Genomic DNA, 26,184 nt, shown 5'->3' with positions numbered 1-26,184 from the left:
AGAGCCGAGCCGGCGAAAATTGCTCTTCAGGCTGTGCGTCGGATCACCCACGTAAGCGTCGCGGCTTCCGACCAGGCGCTGCGCGATGTGCCACGGCCTCGCGCTGTTTCTGAGCCTCGGGCCAACGTGAAGGTGATTTCGGCGGTTGAGTGGGCCAGCTATCGCAGAGTACGCACGACATGTAAGTGGCAATGCCGGGCATCGCGCAGGCAGTTGACCACCGTCGAGTGCACGCCGGCGGCGTAGCTGTCGACGACGCGCGCGTGGCAACCGATGATGCGCGCGGCGAGCACGCGTTCATCGCTCAAGTCGTCCACCGTGGACGAAAGGTAGACGCGGAACGCGGACTCGTCACCGGAAAGGGCCATCGCCGAAGGCGCGGTTGCTTGGTGGGCACCCGCGTAGCTTCGCTGTGGCGGACTGTCCATCTGCGAGGGTGGCGCACGACTCCTGCCAGCCGAGGTAGCAAGCCTCCAGCGGGTGCATCTCCAGGACGCTTTCCTGCGCGATGTGCACCTCGGTACCGACCGACACCGCCTTCAGCGTGACGGTGGTCTGCATCAGGCCGGGCAGGCCAGCATCCTCGAAGCGGCAGTCGTAGCGCACGCGCTCGCTGGGCACCAGCTCGAGGTACTGGCCGCCGAAGGCGTGGTTGTTGCCCGACGTGAAGTTGGTAAACGACATGCGCTAGCGGCCGCCGACGGTCGCTTCCATCGAATGCACGCGGCCGTGAAGCCGTTGGGCGGCAGCCAGTGCGCAAAGGCATCGGGAGACTGGCGAATCTAACTCCTACCGCTGAACGGTCGGCGAGTCGGTGACCACCCAGGCCATGGGCGCGGACCCGCTGGACCGGCCTTGGCGGAAGTGGGGGCGCGCTAATTCCCACGGGCCAAGCCCACCGGGCGTGTCAAGCGCCGGCTCCGCAATCCGTAGGAGGTGCGGAAGGCGCAAACTCACTAAGCTTTCAAGCGGATCAAAGGATCTCTCATGGGTGAACGACTACGCTACCGCCGCCGGCCGGGCCAGCCGGTGGTCGCGGTGCAGCTCAAGCTGGACACGGAAGGCTTCAGGTACCAGAAATGGGGCGAAGAGCAGCGCTGCAAGGCCAACGACTGGCTGGTGGACAACGACGGCGAGGTGTACACGGTGGACGCTGACTCCTTCGCGCGCACCTACACGGCCGAAGGCCAGGGCACGTATGTGAAGTCCGGCAAGGTCTGGGCCGAACAGGCGACTGAAGGCGGTTCCGTGGCGACGAAGGAAGGCGGCACGAACTACGCGTCGGGCGACTGGCTTGTGTCCAACGAAGAGGATGGGTCCGATGCCTACGCCGTCAGCGGGAAGAAGTTCGAGGAGTCGTACGAACTGGACGAGTGACAAGGTCGAGCAAGCCAAGGGAGGCGCGCGATGGATTGTTTCGTGATTCGAGGGTTTGGGGAAAAGAAGGACTCCGGCGGAGGAGGGCCTGATCAAAAGTGGGGACGAGACCTCAGCCAAACGACCCGGTCGACCTTGGCAACCGGTTTCACTAGGAAGATACTGCGCCGCACCGGTCTCGCAGGGAGGCGATATGCCATTCGGAACTGAAGGCAAGGAAGGCGGCATTGCCCTGGCCCTGTCGGGCGGTGGCTTTCGGGCGGTCCTGTTCCACGTCGGCGTGCTGTGGCGCCTCAACCAGATGGGCGTTCTTGGGCGGCTTGCGCGGATCTCGAGCGTATCGGGAGGTTCCATCACCAGCGGGCTCCTCGCCATCCGATGGAAGTCCCTGCAATTCGACTCCACCGGCCTCGCGTCGAACTTCGAGGACCGGGTCGTCGATCCCCTGCGCAGCTTCTGCACCAGGAACATCGACGTGGCCTCCGTGCTGTCGGGTGCGCTGAATCCCTTCAAGTCGGCAGGCGAGGAGGTGGCGGATGCCTATCGCAAGCATCTGGAGATGGGCGCATCCCTGCAGAGCCTGTCCGACTCGCCGCGCTTCGTGTTCAATTCGACGAACTACGCCTCCGGCGTGAGCTTCCGGTTCTCGAAGCCGTATGCCGGCGACTATCGCATCGGCCTGATCGAGAACCCGACCTTCGATGTCGCCACCGCGGTCTGTTGCTCCAGCGCGTTCCCGCCGGTGCTGGCCCCCGTCGAAGTGGATGTCGATCCGGAAGATTTCAAGCATGTCAAGGGTGCCGATCTGTGGGATCGCCCGGGCTTCCGTCAACGGCTGCAGCTGGCCGATGGCGGCGTCTATGACAACCTGGGCCTGGAAACGGTCTGGGGGCGCTATGACACGGTGCTGGTCAGCGACGCCGGCAAGCCCTTCGAGCTCGACGCGGGCGTCAGTTCGTTGGCGCCGAAGCAGATCTTCCGTGTCATGGACATCGCGCTCAACCAGGCGTTGGCGCTGCGCAAGCGCATGCTGATCAACGAGTACCAGTCCGGTCGGCTGAAGGGTAGCTTCTGGGCCATCGATACCCCGATCTCGGACTATTCGCCGAGTCCGCCCGCTCTGCGCGTCTCGCCCGAAAAGATCGCCGACTTGAGCGCCATTCGCACGCGCCTGGATCGATTCAAGGAGCAGGAGCAGTGCGAATTGATCAACTGGGGCTACGCCGTGTGCGATGCGGCCGTTCGTGCCCACTCGCCACAGGTCATCGCCAGGGAATCGGCTCCACAGCTGCCCTACCCAAAGTTTCCGCTCGACTAAATTCTTTGCGGAGCATGGAATGAGCTCTCAATTCCTTCGGATCGAGATGGGCAAGGCGCTGCACGGCGATTGCCTGTTCGTCGAATGGGGTGGACCGGCCGAACGGCATCGCATGCTGATCGACGGCGGCCCGATCGGCGCCTACGAGGAGTTGTCCCGGCGCATGGCCGAGCTGTCCGATGAAGAGCGGCAGTTCGAGCTGATCGCGCTCACCCACGTGGATACGGATCACATCGAAGGCGCCGTGCGCCTTCTGGCGGAACCGCGGGATCGGTGGCCCTTCCGCGTGAAGGACGTCTGGTTCAACGGCTGGCACCACATGAACGGCGTGCTGGGCGGTCGGCAGGGCGAATTCTTCAGTGCCCTGCTGACGCACCGGCTTCCCGTGGGGGCCTGGAACAACGCGTTCGGTTCCGAAGCCGTCGTCGTGCCGCCGGAAGGTCCGTTGCCGTTCGCGGTGCTGCGCGGCGACATGAAGCTCACGCTGCTGTCGCCGACGCCCTCGAAGCTCGAGAAGATGCGGGACGCCTGGCGCAAGGATCTCAAGAAGTCCGGCATCAAGCCCGGTGACATCGACGCCGCCTGGGAAGAGCTCAGCGGCCAGAAGCGGTACCTGCCGGACGAAGGTCTGATGAGCAGCAGCGACTCCGACATCGCCAACCTGCTCAAGGCGCAGTTCAAGCCCGACAAGGCCGCCGCAAACGGCGCGAGCATCGCGTTCCTTGCCGAGCATGCCGCGGGCAGCTGCCTGTTCCTAGCCGACGCTCACCCCGACGCCATCGTGGCATCCCTGAAGCGCCTGCTGCAGGAGCGGCGCATCGATCGACTCGTGGTCGATGCGGTGAAGGTCGCTCACCACGGCAGCAAGAACAACACCAGCGAAGAGCTCCTGGGCCTCATCGACAGCCCGCGATACCTGTTCAGCAGCAACGGTGCCCAATTCCAGCATCCCGACGAAGAGACCGTCGCGCGTGTCCTGGACAAGGCCGGCGGCCGGCAGCTTGAGCTGCATTTCAACTACCACACCGACTTCAACAAGCGGTGGGAGGATGCGGACCTGCAGAAGCAACGCAACTACCAGGCGTTCTACAACAAGGCCGAAACCGGTCCGCTCGTGCTGAACCTCGGCGCTACGCCGACCCGGTCCTGACATGCCGGCGAAACTGACCTCCACCACGATCGAGTTTCACCGCTTCGGTGGCGAGGGCGACGTCCTGCTGAAGGACAAGAAGTACATCCGCACCTGTGGCTATCAGAAGGCTGCCGAAGAGGTCGCTGTTCGCATCGATCCAAAGGAGTTCCGGCGCAACCTGAACCGGCTGCGGTATGACATCGACCGGACGCCAGAAACCGTGGCCGCGGCGAAGACATCGCTCGGCAAGGAAGCAGACTACTTCCTGGCGCAGTCGCAACGGGTTCCAGGGCGGGCTGAGGCCCTGCATCAGCTGGACATCGTGACGCACGCGTCCGAGTTGCGCGCCTATCCCTTCGAGGCCCTCTACGCGACCCTACCCGACAGCGTGCTGGCTTCAGCCGAAAGCGGCGTCATCCTCACGCGCCGCATCCGGTCGAACTTCTCCGAAGAGGTGCCGCCCTGGCCGGAGATGCCCTCCGTCCTGTTCGTCCATGCGGAACTGGCGCACGACCTGTCGCAGGACCTCGTCGACAAGCATGTGCGGGCCTTGACGCAGGCGCTGGCGCCGTGGGGAAACGCCAGCACCCTGGAAAAGAAATCCCTGCTGGTCGTTCAAGCGATCGATTCGATTGCGAAGTTGGGGACGGCACGCGCGCGCGGCAAGTTCAGCTACATCCATGTGCTCGCTCACGGAGCCCGAGTGGACGACGAGGGCTTGGACGAGTCCGAATGCGAGTGGGGACTGCGTCTGGGCCAGCCCGGATCCCAGGCAGTCTCCGCGGAGGAGATTGCTCGTGCGCTGCAGCCTCAGGATCAGCATCCGCTGGTCGTCACGCTCGCAGCCTGCGACAGTGGAAACGCGGATCGCACGGAGCTCGGAAACTCCAGCCTCGTCGAGACGCTGCACCGCAACGGCATTCCGGTGGTCATCGGATCGCAGTTTCCTTTGACCAAGCCAGGCTCGGTGACGCTGGCCGAGGTGTTCTATCGAGAACTGCTGTCCGGCGGTGACGTTCGTATTGCCCTCCACGCTGCCCGCGTCGCACTTCGGCAGAAGGCACGCGAAGCGAAAGAGGCAGAACACGATTGGCTGAGTCTTGTCGGCTATGTGCGTTTGCCGCCAGAGGGTTATTCTCATTACCTGGAGGCGTTCAGCTTGAGGGTCCAACTCCGCATGCTGGAAGCTGCGCGGAATGACGCCGAGGCTCTCTTTTCCGGGAACAGTTCGCCTGTCCGAGACGACCTCGATCGAATCGGCGACCGTCTTCAGGAGCGGATCGCGCAGCTCCAGGCTCAGTTTGCTGGAATGAACGACCCTCAGCAGAGGGCGGTGCGGGCCGAGTGTGTCGGGCTTCTGGCATCCGCCAACAAGAGCCTCGCCGAGTTGCGCTTCATGCAGGCGGCCTGCTTTCCCGCAGACCGGGAGGAGCTTCAGCGCCTCAGCCGTGAGGCCCTCCAGGAGGCGGTGAAGTGGTACGGACAAGCGTATCTGCAGGACCTGTCGCGGCATTGGCAAGGCATGCAGAAGCTCGCGCTCGAGATGGCCTTGACGGGGCAGCTGGCCAATCCCGTCGAGTTGATGTTCGTTCGGCACGCGGCAAGAAACGCCATCGACCTGGACCCGAAGGAGTATTGGGCCTGCGGAACGCTGGCAGAGGCGATCATGCTGGAGTCGCTTACGACGGGACCTACAGGCCTGGCCGACGCACGAGCGGCACTGGCAGAGCTCCGCAAGCGTTCCGCCAACGATCCGAAGGACCAGGGATTTGCCAAATTGTCAACGCGCCGGCAGCTCAGGCGATACATGATGTGGTGGACGCTGGCGAACGGGTATTTTCCCAAGCGGGGGATGGACCTCTCCGGCCATGCGGCGGACCTGGTTCAGCTTCTGGGAAGCTGATGGACCACCGCGAGACCCTAAACGGGTCGTTCAGGACCGACTACCGAGCGCATCCTAGTCACCTTCTGCGTGCCGGTTTTGACGCCTTCGGGCATCGACCCAGGGGAGATCCTTTCTGCACCGGTGCACCGGCGACTCGTGCTGTCTCCTGCACCGCTCGGTCCCGAATCCTTCCAACGGGAGCTGGAGTGATCAGCTGTCTGAACCTCGCTGCTGCTCAGCCGGGTCCGCGATGCTCCACCAGCTGCGCCAACGCCAGGTCAAGCACGCCACCGCGCTGTTGCCAACCAGCGAGCACGTCCGTCAGCTCGCTCAGGCGCTCGGCGGACTCGCTGGCTTCGCCGACCGAGTGCGGATTCAGCGTCTCCGGCCTGGCCTCTCGCGGTGAAAAGCTCCGCAAGCTTGACGAGGCTGACCCAGACATCATGCACGGCTTGAGCGGATTGGGGATTGGCACCGAGCAGCACTTCGCCGGCTTCGAGACTGCACTCGTAATAGCGGATCGCGCGTTCAGCGTCTCCAGCCTGCCCGCGCGCGGCCTGGGCAGACCGGGAGTTAGCGTCAAGGAGCGCTTCGTCGACTTCGAGGCTGCGCTCATAGTAGATGAGCGCGCGCTCCGCATCGCGCTGGCCACGCGAAGAAAGAAGGCCCGCGAGATTGATGAGGCTGACGGTAACATCGCGCGCGGCCTGTGCGGAGCCTGGGTTCGCCTGAACCAGTGCTTCGCGGAGTTCGAGGCTGCGCTCGAAGTAGCTGAGCGCACGCTCGAGAGCACCGCTCTGGCCGCGCGTGGCAAGAAACGCCGCCAACCTCTCTAGGCTGAACGAGACATGGCGGGCAGCTTGGCCGGAGCTGGGGTTCGCGCGAAGCAGCACTTCGCATGCTTCGAGACTGCGCTCGTAGTAACTGATCGCGCGCTCGGCATCGCCGCTCTGCCCACGCTCGGCGAGAGGCAAGGGTTTGAACGTCTTACCAGGGGAGCAGCCGACCGCTTTGGTAGTGCACATGCCTTCGTGACCAACCGGCGATTTGCGAAGCGGGAGCGCTTTGAACGGCAGGCGCGGCGCAGACATTCGTTGTCGAGTCCGCGCAGACGCGTCGCACCAGGCGATCGACGAGCGGCCGACTGAAGGCACCTCGAGCGGCTTCAGATGGCTGAGAGCCGTCGCGCAAAACTCTCACCAGCGGTGAGAGAAATGCATCGACCACTCGCGGAGCGTCTGGCCGAGCGAGCGTCAGCCATGCCACCATTCTCCTCACCGGAAGAATACGCCCCAGAGGTTCCGAATGCCAGTTCGAAGATCTCCGTTCGGCTCTGCGGGCGAGGGCAGGGTATCGAAGCTGTTGCGCATGAGTTGCAGACCCACGCCGCTCGTCGACACCAGGGGAGCCTGTTCTCCGATGCCCTTCGTGCATGTGTTGAACTTCAGCACCCAGTTGTCCGAACCGCCACTCGAGTTCATCGGGCGAACCATGCCCGCGAACTCCGGGTCGTAGGCGCTCCATAGTCCCTTGTGGCAGAAGCCTTGAAAGTCCTTGACGGTCAACAACTGGCCGTTTCGCGTGAAGGTGTTGTTGTAGCTGGCCCCATCAGCCAGGCTCGTGGGCAACGCCTCGACCGACGACCACACACCTTCGGACATGCGTTGAACTTGGCGGGTTGAGAACTCGTACGCATACATTGCGCCATAGTCTGTCACCACCGCCTTCGTGAGCCCCCCCGTCAATCTGAAGGCGAGTTCCTGGACCTGAAACGGTCCTTGCGACGTCGCGCTGGAGGCGGCGTAGTTCGCCGGGCGCGTTCCATTGTTCTGGCGCCAGATCACCAGGGTTTCGCCACGCAGGCCCCGTGCCACCGACCCGAGTCCGGCTTCCGCACCGCGCGTATCCAACACTTCCTGCGGCCCGACTGAAGCTGAGGTCCCGCGATAGACCACGATGTCCTTCGTCGCATTCTGCGACGCCTCGGCTGCCAGTATCCAGTCGCCTGCGCCATCGATGGCCAGAGTGAGCTTGGACAGGCGGACGTCGCTGAAGAGGCGTTGCCGAATGGTCGCGCTTCCGCTCGCCTGCCAGGCAACCGTCTCGTGCGCATCATGTAACGACGTCCCGCGGCGCGTCCAACCAGTCATCAGAAAGGCAAGATCCCCACGGCTGCTCAGGACGATTGAGCCCGGATCGGCGGGCGAGTCCGGGCCCCGCACGACACCGCCCCAGGAGCCCGTGGCACTGGAGTAGCGCGCGAAGTGCAGGTAGTTGCAGCTGCCAGAGGTCTTGTAGGTGGTCGCGTTGCATGCAGCGGAGGCGCGCCAGACCACCACTGCATCGCCATTGGGAGCGACCGCAAGGCGAGGGGCGCCCAACGGGCTTAAGCCGCCATCGATGGCTACCACCGGACCGAATGAGGATGCGCCCGCGGTGGGACCCGGACTACCCTGGACGGCATGCAGCACCGGCCTGCCGTTGGCCATCCGGACGAAAATCACGTGAGCGTCGCCATTGTCTGCCAACCCGGCCGACAAGTCCTCGATGTCGGCTTCGCCTGATGCGATCTTGCGCCCCGGTTCCCAGGTTCGGTTGGCCAGCGGGCTTGCGGAACACGTCTCGCTCGATACGAGGCAGGCAAAGTCTGACATCTTGCCGACTGGCAGGATCTGATGGCCCGTGGCCGGGCCCAGAAATAGGACGTTGTTCCCGTCGACCGCGAGGTAGCTCTGGGTCTCCGGGTAGTACCGGTAGACATACGGGGGATAGGCGATATTGGACTGACGTGACGGCAGGAGATGCGGATGCGCAGCCTCCGCCCAGTCAAACAGCCTCTGTGGGGTGAGTGCCGCTATAGAGTTGTCGGCAGTATGAACAGGGGACGAAAAGGTGAGCGCGATACCGAGCAGCCCACTGGCAAGAGCGGTCCTAACGCATGCAGCGGATCGATCAGGGCGGCTGCGGGTAAACGGCTTCATGTTTGAGATTCCTTCCTTGGCGCTCGTAGATTCGTCGACAACCAATCGGACGTGACGTGTCAGTAAACGATCACGCGCACCGGCGGCGGCGAGAGCCATGCCGCGACCACCGACTGCATCAGGGCGCCCATCATCTGGGGCTGCTGGCGCTGAAGCTCCCGCTGGTGTTCGAGATTCACGCGCTCCTCGTGTTCGATCGAACGCAGCAGCTTTGCCGACTCGGCGTCGCCCGCGTCCGACGCCAGCCGGAGCCACGTCTTCGCTTGCGCGATGTCCTGACGCATGGAGTCGAATCCCGTCGCATACATGCGCCCGAGCGCCGCCTGCGCCGGAACGTGTCCGCCTGCGGCGGCCTCGCGCATCAGGCGCAGGGCAGCGAACGGCTGCCGCGGGATGCCCGCGCCGCGCATGTGCAGCAGCGCTAGGGCGTATCGGGCCTCGGCAACGCTGCCGTTCGCAGCCTTCTCGAGCCAGCGGGCTCCTTCCGCGGCATCCTGCGGCGCGCCGGTCCCGTTGACGTACGCCATGCCGACGTTGTAGGCCGCCGGGGCGACGCCGCCTGAAGCCGCAGCGAACAGCAGTCGCGCCTGCAAGGCCGGATCAGGAGGCAGCGTGCGATCCCGGACCATCTCGGCAAGACGGAAGCTCGCCCACGCATGGCCTCGTTCGGCGGCGGCCGCGAAGTGGCGCCGCGCCGCGGCCGGGTTTCGGGGCACACCGGCCAGGCCGAAGAGGTGGATCTGGCCCATCTTGTAGAGCGCCGCCGGATCGAGCTGGTCCGCTGCTGGCGCGAGGTCGCCCAGCGATTCGCCTCGCCACAGGTCCGCATCGGCGGTGGCTTCGGCGCCGCCTGTGACCGCCCCGGCGTCGCGCTGTGCGTGGTCCGACGAAACCAGGCGGCAGCCTGTCTCGTCGCAGAGGCGGATCCTGCCCGGCCCGTCGGCACCGATGGCCGCGCCAGGCGCTCCGAGCGCGAGCAGGAGCGCGATCAGAATCGTATGCAGGCGACCGCAAGAATGTTCGGGGCGGATCATCGTCAGCTCCCCACTTTCAGCCGGCCCCCAGTGCCGAGCCCGCCATCGACGTTTTGCGGCCGATAGTTACGCAGCGAGACGACCATGGCGTTGTAGGCTTCCGCAAAGGCAGCGACCGTGGCCTTTCCGGCTGGCGTCTGGCTGTAGGCCGCCAGCGGGCCACCGCCATCGGTCGAGAGCGTTCCGGTCAGGCCGGTTCCCCAGGACGTCGCAGTGCCGTTGCCCAGCCCGGAGGCAACCTGCACCCGGCTGCGGATGTCGTCGATGCTGAGCACGACCGACACGCTCGAGTCCTGCTTGAACGCCCGCACCGGGTTCCCGAACACCTTGCCTAGCACGCCAGTGAGATTGACGTTCGTCTTCTCTCCTTCAGAGAACATGATCGACGGCGTCATGAAGTAGTCGGTTGCCACGACCTGTCCGCCATGGAGGTTCGAGCCGGGTCGCACGCCGTCCTTCGTCTGCCGATTGGCGACGGCGTCGAGCACGGCCGAACGGTCGAGATTGCCGACGGACGTCAGCACGAAGCAGTTCGACTGCTGCACAAGGGTGCGCACGAGCGGCTCGATCGTCGTGATCTTGGAGGTCTGCACGAAGCCCCCCCACCAGGTGCTGCGACGGCCGTCGTCCACCGTGAGGGTTCCGAGGGGACGCTGGCAGCGCTGAAGCTGCTCGTCCGCGCCGACGCTGGTCTGCCCGGCCGAGGCCAGGCTGCTCGATCGCGGCGCGCTCGCGATGCAGCCGCTCAGTCCGCTGAAGGCCAGGGCCATCAGCAGCAGCGAAGCAGTGGGGACACAATTCGGCGCAAGCGCGGAGGTATTCAAGGCGGATCTTCCTTCCCGGAGCCCGCCGCCAGCGTGGATCGGCGGGGGCCGGTTGTGGGTTGATCCACGCGCCACCAGTATTCGGAAGGCCCCCGCCTTGCGGCTAACGGGCCCCTAACGAAACCTTCACGATTGCACTCGTGCCTCCCGAGCGTCCTAACCGTGGTTAGGATCGGTCGGTCGATTCGGGAAAGGCGGACGCTGCGCTGTCCACCAGGCCGATTGCGTCCATGAAAGTACCCAGCAGCCAGTTTCTCTACCGCTTCGCCGGCGCCGAGTTCAACGAAGCCACCGGCGAGCTGCTCGTCGACGGAAGGCCGGTTGCGATCGAACCGCTGCCGGCGCGGGTCCTGCTCATGCTGCTGCAGCATCCGAACGAGGTCGTGACCAAGGACGAGCTGTTCGAGTCCGTGTGGGACAAGCGCATCACCGTCGACAACGTGCTCGCCAACGCGATCACCAAGTTGCGCAAAGCCTTGGGCGGCGTGGCCGCCGGCTGTCTGCGAAGCGTGCCCCGGATCGGCTACCGGCTTACGGGGCGGGTCGAGCGCGTCGCCGTGGGTTCGGTGCCGCTATCCCCTCTCCCCTTGGAGGCCGGCATGGCCGTTCCAGGCCGGTCCGGCTGGTCCCTCCGTCGGCCGCTGGGCGATGCGTCGTCGTCCCGCGTATGGCTGGCCGAACATGGCAAGCTGGGCCATCGACGGGTGTTCAAGTTCGCCGTCGATGCGCAGTCCCTGCGCGCGCTGAAGCGGGAGTACATGCTGTACCGGCTGCTTCAGCGCGAGCTCGGCGAGCATCCCGGTTTTGCCGCGGTCGTCGACTACAACTTCTCGGACCAGCCCTACTTCCTGGAGTGCGTCTACGGCGGCGAAGACCTCCTCGCCTGGTCGGACGGTGGCGCCCGCCTGACCGAGATGCCACTCAAGGAGCGTCTGGCGCTCTTCGTGCAGATCGCCGGCGCCGTGGCAGCTGCGCACCGTGTGGGTGTCCTGCACAAGGACATCAAACCGCGCAATGTGCTCATCGACCGTGACGGTGACGCGTGGCGAGCCCGGTTGACCGACTTCGGCAGCGCGCGCGCCCTGGATGCAGAACGTCTGAGGGCCATGGGGCTCACCGCGATGGGACTGACCGTCACGCAGGGCATCGACCCCGAGGTGCTCAGCGGTACACCACTCTACCTTGCGCCCGAACTGCTCTCCGGTGAGCCGCCGACGACGCGCAGCGACATCTTTGCCATGGGCATACTGCTGTACCAGGTGGTTGCAGGTGACCTGCGGCGACCGATGGCCAGCGGCTGGCAGCGGCACATCGTCGATCCGCTGCTGGTTCAGGACATCGATTCCGCCACCCAGGGCGAACCCGAGCATCGCCTCGCCAGCGCAATCGATCTCGTGCACCGGTTGTCCACGATGGATGAGCGCAGAGCGGCCGCCGAGGCTGCTGCCCATGAAGCTTCCGTGCTGCAGACGCTGAAGCTACGCGAGCAGCGCCGGGCGCTGCAGCGTCCCTGGGCACTGGGTGGTGCGATCCTGTTGCTTCTGGGTCTGGGGCTGAGCCTTTGGCAATTGCAGCGGGAAAGGACAGCTCTGCATGCAGCGGAGCTATCTCAGCGCCAAGCCCACCGCGTCACCGAGTTCCTAGTCCAGGATGTGCTCACAACGCCAGACCTGTTCAAGAGCGCGCAGGGTCGGCCTCGATCGATGTTCGAAGTACTTCACCACACGGCCACGGCAGCGGGCGACCGATTCAAGGACGACCCGCGGGCCGAAGCCGAGCTGCGCCGTCACGTGGCGCGCCTGTATCAGCGCATGCTCAGCACCAATGACGCGTTGAGACAGTTCGATCGTGCGATCGAGTTGCTGAACGCAAGCGCGCGAACCGCGCGCGATCGGGCGAAGGTGCTCGAGATGCGGTTGGAACGAGCGGAGTTGCTGTTTGAAATGAACGAGCATGACGACGCTCGGCGTGAACTGGATCGGATCCAAGGTTTGGTCGGTGGTGCCGACCTGGAGTCCGGCGCGGAGTTGTCATTTCTTGTCCAGCGTGCAAGGGTGTCGCGAGCCCTGGCCGAAACTCGTTGGGACGAAGCACTGGTCGAGGCGCGCGGACTGAAAGCGCGTGCCGACCGCACGCCGCACCTTGACGCCGAGCTTCGCAACACGGCGTGGAGGCTGCTCGCGCAGATACTGTGGTTGACGGATCAACCTGAAGCCGCTGAAACCTTGCTGAAGGAAAACATTGCCGATTCCGCAGTCGCCGCCAACGAAGCCGCCATCGCCATGGCGCGCGCCGCGATCTTCCGCGCCGCGCAGCACCGTGACGCGAAACGCTGGGCGCCTGCGCATGCCATCCTGGTGCAAGCGCGGGAGCGATTGACGCAGGTACCGGTGCCCAGCTTGCTGCACATCGCTTACATCGACTCCGACCGAGGACATGTCTTCAAGGGGGAGGAGCAGATGCAGAGCGCGCTCGAACAGTACCAGAAGGCTGCGCACGGCTTTGGCGCTACGCTGGGGCTCGATCACCAGTGGACGCGTGTCACGCTGAAGAACCAGGGGGATGCTGCATTGGGAGAGGGCCGCTTCGAACAGGCGCGCCACTTGTACGAAAGCAACCGCACGTGGTTTAACGCCAACGCCACGGGCGGTCGATATCCACCGCTCGACATCCACTTGGCCGCTGCCTGGAACCGGACCGGCCGGAGCAGCGACGCGCTCGACCTCATGGCGACGCTGCTCGCTGAGCGACACGACGATCTTGCCAAAGGCGAAGGAATCATGCTTCACATGGCCCAGGCCGAACATGCGCTGGCCCTTGTGCAACTGGGTCGCAGGGCCGAAGGCCTGCCCTTGCTGCGGCGAGCCGCTCACAGCATTCGCATGTCGCCGAAAGGCGAAGTCCGACCACGCTGGTTCTGGGACCGATATCGCTCCGAGCTGCCCGACCTGAACCACTGAGGGGATAACGGCCAGGAATGCCGGCCGCGTTGGGTTGGTCGGGTGGTCGCGCTTTTCGGGCAGATTGGTGTGCACGATCGCCGACGGCCTGGAGTAGTCCTACGGCTGGAAGGCTCCGGCCGCACAGCGGCTGCGGTTCATCCTGGACTTCGGCTACGGCACTGGTCTGCGCGCCCGCGAGCTGGTCGCCACCAAGCTCGGACGGATCGAGGCCAATCCCCACGGCGACCACTGGCTGCACATCGTCGGCAAGAGCTCAAAGGTGGCAAGGGTGGCCCTTCCTCCCATCGTTCGCGAAGCGCAGAATCGCTACCTGACCACCTGACCTGGCGCGGCGCGGGCTTACAGTGACGCTGGCGAAGTGGGCTTCCTCCACTCGCCTGCTGAGGATCATCCACGACTTTACATAAGTTCTCTTGACGATGATTTAAGTATAGCGGCAACGCTCTAATAACACGTCACTGCCACGGGCAGCCGCAATCGAACGCGTTGGCGCCGGCGCCGCTCCCGCCTCGAAGCTCATGTTGCTTCGAGGTACCCCAATCGACGGGACACCTCGACCGCGCAGGCTCTCAACGGCGACGCGACCCTGCCATTCCAGTCGTTGTCGAAGGTCGCCTCGGGGCCCATGCAGGTGATCCCGAGCACCAGGTTGCCCGCAGAGTCGAAGACGGGCGCACAGAACGCATTGATGCCGGGAATCGGCTGCCCGATGGTGCGCGAAATGCCGTGCTGCCGGGTCTCGAGGATGGCTTCCTCCACCTGCGCGCGGTCCAGCTGCATCGGACCGCCAATGCGGCAACTCAGTGGCCGAGCGGGCGATGCTGATCTGCGCCAGCAAGGATCGGCCGCCGAACCGGTCACTGTGCCGGCTGCTGAACAACCCGAGGCTGACGCAGCGCGGTTCGGTCAGAACAGCGGCCGCCGCCGCGGCCGCTCAGCAATCCGCGCCGGCGTTGGCTCGTACCAGCCGGTGACCTCGATCGTCACCTCGTCGCTGTCCGCGCGCGCGGTTCCACCCGTGGAAGCGCAGGTCGAGTACCTCGCCGCGCCGCAGCACCGCGTAGTTCCGATCGCGCCGCGCCAGACGCGGGTCGATCGCAGAGTGGACGGTGACGCGACCGTCGGCCGACCGCACAACGAGCCGCACGGCATTGATGTGCGAAACCTCAGGCTCGACCTCACGCAGCTGGATCTCGCGTACGCGGCGGCCGAGCGAGAGTCGGTGCGTCGTCTCAGCGGCGGCGCCGATCTGGTCCGGGATCGTCATCCCGTGGTTGCGCCAGACCTGCTGGCCGTCGTGGCGGGCGAAGACGAACGGGCACGACCCCCACGGCTGGCTGGCGTGCAGCGCGAGCACTCGGCCGCTGTCGTCGCGGGTCGGCACCGGCACGCCGTTGACCATCACCGAGACAGACTCGACGACGGTGCCGACGACGAACGAGCGGTCGTCGGCGTGGTTGCGTTTTGGCTCTTCCTCGGGCCCGGGCGGCGCGCGGCGCAGCCGCGAGGCCGCAATCGAGAAGCGGTGCTCGCGACGGCCGACGACGGTCTGGCCGGATTCGTCGTACTGCTGCTCGACAGCACGAACGGCAGCTGCGCCGCGTCGTCACCCGGCAGCGCCGGCGGCGGCTCCGGTCCCGGCTTCGGCACCTTGAAGAAGAAGCGCCGAGGCACGACGATCGCCTCGCCGGGCCTGAGCACGCCGCCAGGCAGCGGATCGAGGTCGACACGTTGCCGACGCTCGACGCCTGCGTCGCGTTCGGCGGCCGGCGCGGCATCGTCGGCCGCGCGGAAGCCGGCGCCGACCGCGAGCGCGTAGCGGATCTCGTCGATCGGCACGTTAGCACCAGCCCGCGGCTGCCGAGGCGCCAGCAGCGGATCCGCAGGCGGCCGTCGGCGCCAGGGGTCAGCGTTCGCACGTCGTCGCCGGCGCCGACCGTCACCACCGCCTGCGGCAGCGGGCGCAGCGCCTCGTCCTGCACCGTCAGCAAGAACTCGGCGTACAGCGCCGACTCGATCCGCGGCGAGGCGGCGACCAGCAGCACCGCGGTCCAGACGAGCGCCGCCGCGCTGCCGGCGACCGCCGACCCGCGCAGCAGCCGGCGCAGCAAGTTCGACGCCGCGCGCTCGCCGCGCCGGCGCGCCCGCAGCACGTCGAGCGCGACGTAGCCGAGCACGAGCGCGAGCGCGACGCCGGCCGCCGGCGCGAGACCGAAGCGGGCGGCGATCGTGGCGACCAGCGCCGCGACGCCGGCAAGCAGCGCGAGCAGCGTGCCGCGGCCGCGCAGCGGCGAGACAGGCGGCGACGGCGGGACCGGCTGCGGCGCCCGCTGCTCGTGCACCGCGCGGATCGCCTCGACGAGCTGGCGCCAGCGCGGGTCGGCGCGGTCGCCGTGCCAGTCGATGAGGTCGATCGACTGCCGGCTCCGCAGCCCGAGCGGCGGCAGCACGTCGTCAATGTGCGCCGGCACGCAGCGGTCGAGCCGCTCGGCCTCGTCAGCCTCCTGCTGCACCCAGCGGCCTTCGACCGGGTCGACCGCCGCGGCCGACCAGACGACGACCACACAGCGCGCGGCGCCGAGGTGCTGCTCGATCGTGTGCCGCCACTCGGCCGAGCCGGGGATCTGCTGGTCCCACCAGACGCCGAACCCTTCGGCGCGCAGGCCGTCAGCGATCTCGGCGACCGCTTCTCGGTCGCTGCTGCGGTAGCTGAGGAAGACGTCGTGCGCGCGGCAGCAGCGTCGTTCATGGATCGGCGGCGTTGCCGGCGAGGCGGGTGTTGACGTCGCCGAACAGCAAGTGCGCGTCGGAGGTCGGCGAAGTCGCGCCGTGTTCGGCGCGCAGCCGGCGCAGCACCGGGCCGAGCAGGCGGCTGTCGACCGCGTTGGGAACGGTGCAGGACCTGTCGTCCTGCTCGAGCGCGCGCTGTCGTACCAAGTACTCGACCGCGCGGGAGTTGCTGTCGAACGCGACCACCCTAGTAATGCATGGCACGTCTGACACCAGCCGCGGCGCGCTGGCGTCGTCGCTACTGGCGAGCACGAGTCCGCTGATCGATCCGCTGAGGCCGCGAATCGCGCGCCACGCCGCCCCAGGCGACGGCGACCAGACTTGACTGCCGCGCGCGTCGGCCGCCGCGCCGGCAGTGATGCCGTCAAGCGCAAATCAGTCGGTCGGCGAAGCTCGCCATCTTCGTTTCTTCACCGCTTCTCGATACGGCAGCTTACAGGGCGCCCAAGGGCGAGGCAATCACGTCCGCGCCTCAGGAAGCCGTGCGCCAGGATGCCGAAGTCAAGGAAGGGATCGAGCTTGTCTCAAATGAACCCGAGCAGATCCGATCGGGCGCTGACCTCGGTGTTCGCGATGAAGTCGGCCGCGGTGCTCCTGGGCCAGTCAGTACAGCGTCGTCTGCTCCGCGGCGCTCATAGTGAACCGGTCGCCATCCGCGCCCGCCGGTGCTGCCGGCCGAGGGCTCGCACGATGGTGCCCGCGGTGGTGAGCCCTTATGGTCTGAAGCCCTGCTCCGCGCCTCAATCGCCACAAGTGTTGTCCGCCGATGTGTGCCCGACGATCAGGGCCGCCAACGGATGCCTGTGTGCGGGTCGCACCGGCGGCTATACGGCAATGGGATCGGAACGGCGGACGATTCTTGTGGTTCGGGTGCACTTGAAGGTCGGCTTCGCAGCGCCACCTCGGGTGTCGGCTATGAGCCGTGAGCGGATGCCGGCGAGCGACAGCTGACCGGCATCATCAATTCTGATGATGTGCGGAGCCCTCTCCAACGGTTGGACTTCTCACGAGGACAAGCCTCGCCCGCCCTGAGCCTCGGCCGCGAGGCCCGGACGAACGGTGCCTCGCCCTTTACGGTGCGTGACCCGCTCCGCCGATTTGGATGGGAGGGGTGCAGACATGCCGGCGAGCCCGGGACCAGGTTGCCGGTGACAACCGCGTAGCGGTCGCGCCGCGCCTGACGTAAAGCCGGCCCTTGACACCGGTCGCCGCCGACCCACCATCTGGTCGTAGCCGAGCTACTCGACCATCAACCGCCATCTATCGGAAAATCGCGGCGTTGGTGCAGCTCCATGTCCAGCGTTGAAGAGCACAGCGTTCGGTCAGGCGTGTTCGTCTCCTACTCCCGCAAGGACGGGGAGGCGTTTGCCCATGACCTGCGAACGAGGCTGCAGGAACGGGGCATCGTCGTTTGGCACGACCGCATCGGCATGGAAGGCGGCCGCGACTGGTGGGAGCAGATCAAGCAAGCACTGAACCGCGTCGAGTTCATAGTGCTGGTGATGACGCCCGCGGCATTGCAGTCGGACGTCGTTCGCAAGGAATGGCGCTACGCCCGCCAGCAGGGCGTCTGCGTTTACCCTGTGATCGCGCAGCCGGGACTGGACATCGCCGGGTTGCCGCGCTGGATGAGCAGCGTGCACTGGTACGACCTGGCGCACCAGGAGGCCCGCTTCTTCAACGACCTCAACACGCGTTGCGAACGGCGACGTGTGCCCTTCATGACGGAGCCCCTGCCGGCGGATTACGTTCCGCGCAGCGTCCCCTTCGAGCGCTTGAAGCGCCTGCTGCTCGCGCCCGGCAACCAGGAGCCAGTGGCGATCACAGCGGGGCTTCGAGGCGCCGGTGGGTACGGCAAGACCACACTCGCGCGCGCGATCTGCTGCGACGAGGACGTGCAGAACGCGTTCGATGACGGCGTGCTCTGGGTTACGTTGGGAGAAGCGCCCGACACACCGGCACTGCTCGGCAAACTCAACGACCTGATCAGGACGCTCAGCGACGAGCGGCCGACTTTCGAAGGCCTCGATGCCGCCGCGACGCGTTTGCGCGAACTGCTGGCCGACCGCGACATCCTTTTGGTCATTGACGATGTCTGGCGGGCTGCGGACCTGCGGCCTTTTCTCAAGGGCGGAGCACGTTGCGCTCGGCTGATCACGACGCGCCGGGCTGGCACGCTGCCAAACGACGCGACCAAGGTTCCGGTCGACGAGATGAGCGGCACCGAAGCGGCCGAGCTGCTTCGCAAGGGCCTACCCGTGGGACACGACGAGGCGATCTACGCCCTGGCTGCTCGGCTGGGAAAGTGGCCGCTGCTGCTAAAGCTGGCCAATTCCTTGCTGCGCAAGCGCATTCACCACGGCCAGTCTTTTGTCAAAGCCCTGGGCGCTATCGCGGAGGATTTGACCAAACGTGGGGTGACGGCGTTCGACCCTCAAATCGCGGAGGAACGGGACGATGCTGCGGCGAAGACGCTGGAGCTGAGCTACGCAGGTCTCGGCTCGTCGGACCGGCAGCGGCTGCTGGAACTGGCCGTGTTCGAAGAGGACATGGATATTCCGTTGCACGTCCTGGAGCGCTTCTGGTCGCATACTGGTCGGTTGGACTTGACGCAGACCGATGAGACCTGTCTGCGCCTGTTCGATGATTCACTGCTGGTACAAGTGGATCTGGACGAGCGTTTTGTCCGTTTGCACGATGCGATCAGAGCCTGGCTGATCGCACGGCCTGGAAGAAGGTCGCTAGCGCAGCGTCATGGCCAGCTGCTCGCGTCGTATGAGGCGCCGGGGCGGCCTTGGCACCAGGTGGACGACGACGGCTATGTCCATCAGCACCTTGCACGGCATCTGGCGGCGGCGGGGCGGCATGCCGACCTTCGTAGCTTGCTGCTGGATCCCGATTGGATGCGAGTTCGGCTCACGGCGCGCGGTGCGAGGGACAACGCGCGGTCCGATGTCTTCGGACTCCTGTCTGCGTTCGACGAGGCGGCTCCGGAACCAGACCTCACGCTCATCAGACATGCCCTGCAAATGTCGACGCATGTGCTGGTTGCGTCGCCCGATCAATTGCCTCTGCAGCTGTATGGTCGTTTGGGAAGGAGTGCAGCGCAGGCCCTTCAATCGCTGTGTGATCGAGCTCTCAGTCGCGCCTCCCACCGCGCCTTGTTCCCCCTGCGTCCCGGCCTGACACCACCAGGACCGCTAGCGCTGACATTGACCGGCCACACAGAGTCGATCGGAGGAGTCGTACTGCTGGACGAAGGCCGGCAGGCCTTGTCGTGGTCGCCCGACAGAACGCTAAAACTGTGGGACCTTCGGCGCGGCGAGCTGCTGCACAGCCTCGCCGGCCACGACCGCGGGGTTGACGGCGCCACAATCCTGGCGGAAGGCTGGCAGGCGCTATCGTGGTCGAAGGACGGCACGCTCAAGCTATGGGACCTAGAGCGCGGCGAGCTGCTGCGCAACCTCACCGGTCACGAGAACGAAGTCCTGGGCGGCACGCTCATGGCGAAGGGTCAGCAGGCGCTGTCTTGGTCGCACGACCGCACGCTCAGGCTGTGGGACCTTCAGCGCGGCAAGTTGCTGCGCACCCTCGCCGGCCACCAGAAGTCTGTCAACGGTGCCGCGCTGCTGGCCGAGGGCCGGCAGGCACTGTCTTGGTCGCACGACGGCACACTCAAGCTGTGGGACGTCCAGTGCGGCAAGCTGCTGCACACCCTCGCCGGCCACGAGGACTGGGTCTGGGGTGCCACGCTGCTGGCGGAAGGCCGGCAGGCGCTGTCGTGGTCGAGGGACGGCACGCTCAAGCTATGGGACCTAGAGCGCGGCGTGTTGCTGCACAACCTCGTTGGCCACGAGAGCTGGGTCCGCGGCGTCAATTTGACGGCCGACGGCCGGAGGGCCCTGTCTTGGTCGTACGATAACCTTCTTAAGGCGTGGGACCTGAGGCGCGGCGAGTTGTTGCGCGACCTCGTCGGCCACGCGAGCATGGTTAACGGCGCGGCGTTGCTAGACGATGGCCGGCAGGCGCTGTCGTGGTCGGCAGACTACACGATCAAACTGTGGGACCTGCAGCGCGGCGCATTGTTGTACACCTTCGCTGGCCACGAAGACGCGGTCATTGGCGCGACGCTGGGGGCTGGGGGCCGGCAGGCACTGTCGTGGTCGAACGACCTCACGATCAAGCTGTGGGACCTGGAGCGTGGCGAGCTGTTGCACAACTTCTACGGCCACGAGCAGTGGATCACGGGCGCGAAGCTGCTGGCTGAGGGCCGGCAAGCGCTGTCGTGGTCTCACGATGGCACGCTCAAGTTGTGGGACCTGGAGCGCGGCGAGCCGCCGCACGACCTCACTCGTCACGAAAGCTCGGTCATCGGTGCCACTTTACTTGCCTCGGGCCGAAAGGCGCTGTCTTGGTCGGACGACCGCACGCTCAAACTTTGGGATCTGGAGCGAGGCGAGTTGCTGCATAACTTTGCCGGTCACGAGCAGTCGGTCATGGGTGCCACGCTGCTGGCCGCTGACCGGCAGGCACTGTCGTGGTCGGACGACGGCACGCTGAAGCTGTGGGACCTGGAGCGTGGCGAATTGCTGCACAACCTTCCGGGACATGAGTACGGGGTCGGCGCGACGTTGCTGGCCGGTGGCCGGCAGGCACTGTCGTGGTCCCCCGACGGCAGCTTCAAGCTGTGGGACTTGGACCGCGGCGAACTGCTGCATGACCTCCCCAACGAGTCCCCCGTCTTCGGCGCCTTGCCGCTGGGCGAGAGCCGGCAGGCGCTGTCATGGCTGGGCGACGGCACCCTCGAGCTGTGGGACCTGGAGCGCGGCGAGCGGTTGCGCAGCTTTGGCGGCCACCGCGCCCCGCTCGTAGGCGCGACTTTGCTGGCCGAGGACCAGCAAGTGCTGTCGTGGTCGGAAGACCACACGCTCAAGCTGTGGGACCTGCAGAGCGGAGAGCAGTTGCACGACTTCGTGGGACGGGGATCGGTCACTGGCGCGACGCTGCTGGCCGATGGCCGGCAGGCGCTGTCGTGGTCGAGCAGGGGCGCGCTCGACCTGTGGGACCTGCAGCGCGGCGAGCTGCTGCGCAACCTTGCCGGACACGAGGACTGGGTCATCGGCGCGATGCTGCTGGCCGAGGGCCGGCAGGCGATGTCGTGGTCGGTCGACCGCACGCTCAAGCTGTGGGACTTGGAGCGTGGTCTGCTGCTGCGCACGCTGTCAGGCCATGAGGGCGCGGTCATCGGTGCCACGCTCTTGGGACCGCAGGTGCTGTCAAGGTCGAACGATCGTACTTGCAGGTTGTGGGATATCGACAAAGGCAACTGCATCGACGTCTATCTCGCGGACGCAACGTCCACGGCGGTTGTCGCCGATGTGAACCGGCAAAGACTGCTCATGTTCGACTTGACCGGCCGGGTGCATCTCCTGCGTTTGCTCTCTGATTGACCGGAGGGGGTGCCGACGCGGGGGCCCCTTTCTCCAGCGCCCTTGATTCAAAGGGCTCTTCTCGCCGATGACCTAGAAGAACATAGGTCCGCTTGTGTCCGTGGCGGAGATCGGGACGTCCTTCTCTGTTCCAAACGACTATTGCGATAAGTCTTCTTATCGCCTTAGCAACGCCACGGCAGTAAACTGCCTCGCGTGAAAACACGCCCGTCCGTAACAGCGAGCGTCCAGACGGATGAAGCCCCTGGCCACGCCCTGCCGGATAGCGGTCAGATCTCGGCGCTTCGCGCCTGGCACGAAGGGTTCAGCTCACGCGACGCCGTCGAGCGGTTCTTGCCCGGCGTGCGCTCGGCCGGTGAGTCTGCCCGCGGCGTGATCGGCAGGATCCGTCGCCAGATCGCTGCGTTCGCGCGCGTGCGACACCGCGACGACCTGGCCGCCCTCTTCGAGGGGCCGGCGAAGCACAGTGCGGCGGCCGCGCGCCGGGTCGTCGCGGCGGTGGAGGCGCTGCGCACGACCGCCCTGCCCCGCCCGCTCATCGGCGACGACGTCGAGCGTTGGCTGCCGCCTCGAACGATCGAGCCGCTCCACGCGGCGGGAATCCGCACGCTCGCAGACCTGACGGTTCGGGTGCCGCGGCGCCGGCGTTGGTGGAGTGCCATCGCCGGGCTCGGCGTCGCGCATGCGCGCCAGATCGAGGCATTCTTTGCGGCTCATCCAGACCTGACCGAGCGGGCCCGTGCGCTGGTGGTGCTGCCGGCGCCCTCGGACGTCTCACCCTGGGAACGGATCGTCGTTCCGGAAGAGGTGGACGGGTCACGGGGCTTGCATCGGGCGCCACGCGAGTCGTGTGCCCTGCGGGCCAGCAATGACTACGAGGCCGTACAAGCCTGGTTGTCGATGCACGAGGCGCCGGCCACCCAGCGCGCCTACCGCAAGGAGGCCGAGCGGCTGATCCTCTGGGCCATCGTCGAGCGCGGCTGCGCGCTGTCGTCGCTGGCCACCGAGGACGCGGTGGCCTACCGGACGTTCCTGCGTCATCCGAGCCCTCGGGGCCGCTGGGTCGGACCGCCCCGCCCTCGCACGGCGCCGGACTGGCGGCCGTTCTCCGGCGCGTTGTCGGCGCGGTCGACGGCCTACGCCCTGTCCGTGCTGAACGCCCTCTTCCGCTGGCTCATCGAGCAGCGCTACATGCTGGCCAACCCCTTCGCGGGGCTCAAGGTGCGGGGCACCAAGGCTGCCGTACTGGACGCCGGCCGGGCCTTCACCGAGTCGGAGTGGAACCTGGTGCGCACGCTCGCCGACGGCCTGGAGTGGTCCTACGGCTGGGAGGCGCCGGCCGCGCAGCGGCTGCGGTTCATCCTGGACTTCGGGTACGGGACGGGCCTGCGCGCCAGCGAGCTGGTCGGCGCCAAGCTCGGCCGCATCGAGCTCGATCCGCACGGAGATCACTGGCTGCGTGTCGTCGGCAAGGGATCCAAGGCGGGCAAGGTCTCTCTGCCGCCGATCGCCCGCGAAGCGCTGGATCGCTACCTGGCCCAGCGCGGGCTGCCGGTGACACCAGCGAAGTGGGCCTCATCCACCCGGCTGCTGGGCAACATCCCGGCTGCGGTTGGCGAGGCGGATGAAGCCGGCGGCATCACCACCGGGCGGCTCTGGGCGCTCACCAAGCGGTTCTTCGCGACTGCCGCCGGCGAGCTGCAGGAGGTGCACCCGGCGCTGGCCGAGAAACTCAGGCGGGCGACGCCGCACTGGATGAGGCACACCCACGCGACGCACGCGCTTGAGCGTGGGGTGGAGCTCACGACCGTGCGGGACAACCTGCGGCATTCGTCGGTGTCGACGACGTCGATCTATCTGCACACCGATGACCGAAGGAGGGCGGAGCAGATGAGGAGGGGGTTTTCTGGAGCGAAGGACGCGCGGTAGACCACCCCTGCCCGACATTGACCATGGGCAGTCCTTCAACGCCCGCTTGAGTTTAGGGTTGTGCGACACCTGCCGTTGCGCCGGCGATGGCGCAGCCGCGGTGCCTCCTGGCAGGTGTTGCATAAGCCTCTAGGGAGGAAACCGCGGCGAATGCCACGGTGGCCCTTTGGTGCGGTGGCTATGGCGATTGGACCCCGGCGTCGCAGTGATGGCACTGCGCGCGAAGCCTGGTCGATAGGGCGCAGACCACGCGAGGGATGCGAATGCACAAGGTTGCGATGCAGTGCAGGCCTGCATTTGACCGACGCGGAAGTTGACTTGAGCCGCACACGAATTTCTCCACCCGGCGCCCGAGTCGAAGTCGCGTAAGTCGGAGATGATGGTGCGTCTTCATCATGCAGGCGGCCCACGAATTGAATCGCCACGCGAGAAGACTCGCAGCACCACCATCGCGTGGCCGCAGTGCGCGCAGGTGAAGGTTGGAGTGGGCGTCGCCGCGAGTTCGTCGGCTTCCTCGGCGGGTGCTGGCGGCGTTACGTGCAGCATCTCGCGCACCATCGCCAGGTTGCCCTTCCGGCTGCTGTTGGCCAGCAGTCCATAGTGCCGAATCCGGTGGAAGCCGGAAGGCAGGACATGGAGCAGGAACCGACGCATGAACTCCTCCGGGGCCAGCGTCATCGTCTTGTGGCGCGTTCTGCCCTTGGCGCGGTAGTCCTTCCAGCGGAAAGTGACGCCGCGCTCGTCCATCCCCAGCAGCCGGCTATTGGAGATCGCCACGCGGTGCGTGTAGCGGGACAGGTAGGCCAGCACGGCCTGCGGCCCGGTGAAAGGCCGCTTGGCGTAGACGACCCACTCGCTGCGGCGCAGCGGCGAGAGCCAAGCCCTGAACGCCCCAGCGTCGGCCAGGCTCACGTGCTCGCCGAAGAACTTCAGCTTGCCACCCTCGTGCAGCCGCTGCAGCTCTTCGAGGAAGCGCCGCCGGAACAACCGTGAGAGCACACGCACGGGCAGGAAGAAGCCAGGTCGGCAGGCGATCCAGCGCGTGCCATCCGGCCCCAGCCCGCCGCCGGGCACGATGCCGTGCACATGCGGATGGTGCGTCATCGCCGAGCCCCAGGTGTGGAGGACCAGCGTCGCGCCAATGCGTGCGCCCAGATGCCTGGGATCGGCGGCGATGGTCTGCAGCACCTCCGCGGCCACGTCGAACAGCAGGCCGTACATCGCGGTCTTGTTCTGATAGGCGATGTCCGCCACCGGCGCCGGCAGCGTGAAGACGACGTGGTAGTACTCGACCGGCAGCAGATCAGCCTGTCGCGCCTCGAGCCAACGCTGGGCCGCGCTGCTCTGGCACTTCGGGCAATGCCGGTTGCGGCAGGAGTTGTACGAGATCTGTTCGGTGCCACAGCCGATGCAGCGCAAGACATGTCCGCCCAGCGCCGCGCTGCGGCACTGGGTGATGGCCGACATGACCTTCAGTTGCGCGAGGCTCAAATGGCCGCGCTGGACCTCACGCCAACCGGGGCCGTGGATGCGGAAGATGTCGGCGACCTCCAGAGCGAGCCGCCCCACGAGCGCGACCTACGGTGCGGGCAGGACCTCCAACGGGCTGACCACCTCGCGCAGGACTTCGGTGGCGACGTGCGCGTAGACGGTCGTGGTCTCGAGCTTCTTGTGACCCAGCATGACCTGGATCACCCGGATATCGACCTTCTGTTCCAGCAGGTGCGTGGCGAAGGCATGCCTGAGCGAATGCATCGTCACGCGCTTGTCGATGTGGGCGGCATCGGCGGCGTCGTGGATTGCACGGTTGAGCTGCCGCGGCGTCAGCGGCTCGACCGGGTTCAGGCCCGGAAAGAGCCAGCCACCCGGCAGCATCTTGCCTTGAGCATGGGCGACGCGCCACCATGTGCGAAGTCGCTGCAGCAGCAGTGGCGAGAGCATGGCGTAGCGATCCTTGCGCCCCTTGGCCTGCTCGATGCGCAACGTCATGCGCTGGCTGTCGATGTCGCCGACCTTCAGCGCGACGACCTCGCTGACGCGCAGGCCCGCGCCGTACGCCAGGGCCAGGGCGGTCTGATGCTTCAGGTTGGACGCCGCAGCGATCAGCTTCGCAACCTCCTCGCGGCTAAGCACCACGGGCAACTTCTGCGGCAGGCGCACCGACTGCATCCCGACCATCAAGTTGGGACTTCGCACCGTGACGTCGAAGAAGAACTTCAGCGCCGTCAGGGTGGCGTTGAGCGTGAACGGCGAGGTGCCGCTGTCGACTAGGTGCAGTTGGAAGGCGCGCAGGTCCTCCACCGTCGCGGTGTCGGGAGAGCGCTTGAGGAACGCCGCGAGCTTGCGAACGGCCCGGACATAGCCTTCCTGTGTCCTGGGCCCCGAACGACACCCGAACTCCCCCACTGATCGACACGTAAATTCCCCCACCCTGGCCACCGTGCCGTGATGGTGCAGGCCCCCGGCGCTCGCCGGCGGCCTCCATGCAGGTAGGACGTTAC

General features: G+C 66.3%; 19 protein-coding genes and 1 pseudogene. 9 read left to right on the top strand and 11 right to left on the bottom strand.

From position 1 onward, the window contains the following. Positions 1-158: 158 nt before the first annotated feature. Both HLB44_RS29930 and HLB44_RS29925 read right to left on the bottom strand, forming a co-directional pair. Positions 159-368 (bottom strand): hypothetical protein, encoded by a 210-nt coding sequence (locus HLB44_RS29930; protein WP_173131988.1) that lies wholly within the window; start codon positions 366-368, stop codon positions 159-161. Next, complete coding sequence (locus HLB44_RS29925; protein ID WP_425500880.1) at positions 352-684, bottom strand: SRPBCC domain-containing protein; 333 nt, start codon at positions 682-684, stop codon at positions 352-354. Before HLB44_RS29925 ends, HLB44_RS29930 begins: the two co-directional genes overlap by 17 nt. Positions 685-987: 303 nt before the next feature. On the opposite strand from HLB44_RS29925, the gene HLB44_RS29920 reads away from it, so the two are divergent. The 4 genes from HLB44_RS29920 (at position 988) to HLB44_RS29905 (ending at position 5,730) form a co-directional block, all read left to right on the top strand. Beyond that, a complete protein-coding gene (locus HLB44_RS29920; RefSeq protein ID WP_173131985.1) occupies positions 988-1,377 on the top strand; it encodes a hypothetical protein in 390 nt (129 codons plus the stop codon). Positions 1,378-1,570: 193 nt separating this feature from the next. Further along, positions 1,571-2,695, top strand: a complete 1,125-nt coding sequence (locus tag HLB44_RS29915; RefSeq protein WP_173131982.1) for a patatin-like phospholipase family protein — start codon at positions 1,571-1,573, stop codon at positions 2,693-2,695. A gap of 46 nt (positions 2,696-2,741) precedes the next feature. Beyond that, positions 2,742-3,845, top strand: coding sequence for a ComEC/Rec2 family competence protein (locus HLB44_RS29910; protein WP_217283854.1), 1,104 nt, complete (start codon positions 2,742-2,744; stop codon positions 3,843-3,845). Between the two features lies 1 nt (position 3,846). Next, positions 3,847-5,730, top strand: coding sequence for a CHAT domain-containing protein (locus HLB44_RS29905; RefSeq protein WP_173131979.1), 1,884 nt, complete (start codon positions 3,847-3,849; stop codon positions 5,728-5,730). Between the two features lie 260 nt (positions 5,731-5,990). On the opposite strand, the gene HLB44_RS29900 is transcribed toward HLB44_RS29905, so the two are convergent. The 4 genes from HLB44_RS29900 to HLB44_RS29885 form a co-directional block, all read right to left on the bottom strand. Continuing rightward, positions 5,991-6,803, bottom strand: a complete 813-nt coding sequence (locus HLB44_RS29900) for a tetratricopeptide repeat protein (RefSeq protein ID WP_173131976.1) — start codon at positions 6,801-6,803, stop codon at positions 5,991-5,993. A gap of 183 nt (positions 6,804-6,986) precedes the next feature. Further along, complete coding sequence (locus HLB44_RS29895; RefSeq protein ID WP_173131973.1) at positions 6,987-8,693, bottom strand: hypothetical protein; 1,707 nt, start codon at positions 8,691-8,693, stop codon at positions 6,987-6,989. 59 nt (positions 8,694-8,752) lie between these two features. Next, positions 8,753-9,727, bottom strand: a complete 975-nt coding sequence (locus HLB44_RS29890; protein WP_173131970.1) for a tetratricopeptide repeat protein — start codon at positions 9,725-9,727, stop codon at positions 8,753-8,755. 2 nt (positions 9,728-9,729) lie between these two features. After that, positions 9,730-10,551, bottom strand: coding sequence for a hypothetical protein (locus HLB44_RS29885; protein ID WP_173131967.1), 822 nt, complete (start codon positions 10,549-10,551; stop codon positions 9,730-9,732). 230 nt (positions 10,552-10,781) lie between these two features. On the opposite strand from HLB44_RS29885, the gene HLB44_RS29880 reads away from it, so the two are divergent. Continuing rightward, positions 10,782-13,511, top strand: coding sequence for a protein kinase domain-containing protein (locus HLB44_RS29880; protein ID WP_173131965.1), 2,730 nt, complete (start codon positions 10,782-10,784; stop codon positions 13,509-13,511). Positions 13,512-14,030: 519 nt separating this feature from the next. On the opposite strand, the gene HLB44_RS29875 is transcribed toward HLB44_RS29880, so the two are convergent. Then, positions 14,031-14,294: an IclR family transcriptional regulator domain-containing protein gene (locus HLB44_RS29875; protein WP_173131961.1), complete on the bottom strand. Its 264-nt coding sequence runs from the start codon at positions 14,292-14,294 to the stop codon at positions 14,031-14,033. 10 nt (positions 14,295-14,304) lie between these two features. Between HLB44_RS29875 and HLB44_RS37535 the strand changes: the two genes are divergently transcribed. Then, positions 14,305-15,333, top strand: a complete 1,029-nt coding sequence (locus tag HLB44_RS37535; RefSeq protein ID WP_246312552.1) for a hypothetical protein — start codon at positions 14,305-14,307, stop codon at positions 15,331-15,333. Further along, a complete protein-coding gene (locus tag HLB44_RS37530; protein WP_246312551.1) occupies positions 15,246-15,683 on the top strand; it encodes a hypothetical protein in 438 nt (145 codons plus the stop codon). The genes HLB44_RS37535 and HLB44_RS37530 overlap by 88 nt, the downstream gene beginning before the upstream one ends. A gap of 251 nt (positions 15,684-15,934) precedes the next feature. Here HLB44_RS37530 and HLB44_RS38410 read toward each other — a convergent pair. Next, positions 15,935-16,177, bottom strand: a pseudogene (locus HLB44_RS38410) (TIR domain-containing protein); the annotation flags it as partial. A gap of 82 nt (positions 16,178-16,259) precedes the next feature. Further along, positions 16,260-16,490 carry a hypothetical protein gene (locus tag HLB44_RS37520; protein WP_246312549.1) on the bottom strand — a complete coding sequence of 77 codons (231 nt, stop codon included), beginning with the start codon at positions 16,488-16,490 and terminating at the stop codon, positions 16,260-16,262. A 1,106-nt stretch (positions 16,491-17,596) separates the two neighbouring features. Between HLB44_RS37520 and HLB44_RS29860 the strand changes: the two genes are divergently transcribed. Both HLB44_RS29860 and HLB44_RS29855 read left to right on the top strand, forming a co-directional pair. Further along, a complete protein-coding gene (locus HLB44_RS29860; RefSeq protein ID WP_173131952.1) occupies positions 17,597-21,754 on the top strand; it encodes a TIR domain-containing protein in 4,158 nt (1,385 codons plus the stop codon). Positions 21,755-22,009: 255 nt separating this feature from the next. Continuing rightward, positions 22,010-23,683 carry a phage integrase family protein gene (locus tag HLB44_RS29855; protein ID WP_217283866.1) on the top strand — a complete coding sequence of 558 codons (1,674 nt, stop codon included), beginning with the start codon at positions 22,010-22,012 and terminating at the stop codon, positions 23,681-23,683. Between the two features lie 393 nt (positions 23,684-24,076). Here the strand turns inward: HLB44_RS29855 and HLB44_RS29850 are convergent, their stop codons facing one another. Next, positions 24,077-25,252, bottom strand: a complete 1,176-nt coding sequence (locus HLB44_RS29850) for an IS91 family transposase (protein ID WP_173131946.1) — start codon at positions 25,250-25,252, stop codon at positions 24,077-24,079. A 9-nt stretch (positions 25,253-25,261) separates the two neighbouring features. Next, positions 25,262-26,113, bottom strand: coding sequence for a tyrosine-type recombinase/integrase (locus HLB44_RS29845; RefSeq protein WP_343051663.1), 852 nt, complete (start codon positions 26,111-26,113; stop codon positions 25,262-25,264). Positions 26,114-26,184 lie beyond the last annotated feature (71 nt).

Source organism: Pseudaquabacterium terrae (genome assembly GCF_013266755.1).
Lineage (GTDB): Bacteria > Pseudomonadota > Gammaproteobacteria > Burkholderiales > Burkholderiaceae_C > Pseudaquabacterium > Pseudaquabacterium terrae.
The sequence above is the reverse complement of the archived record's forward strand: the minus strand, read 5'-3'. Positions and strand labels throughout refer to the sequence as shown.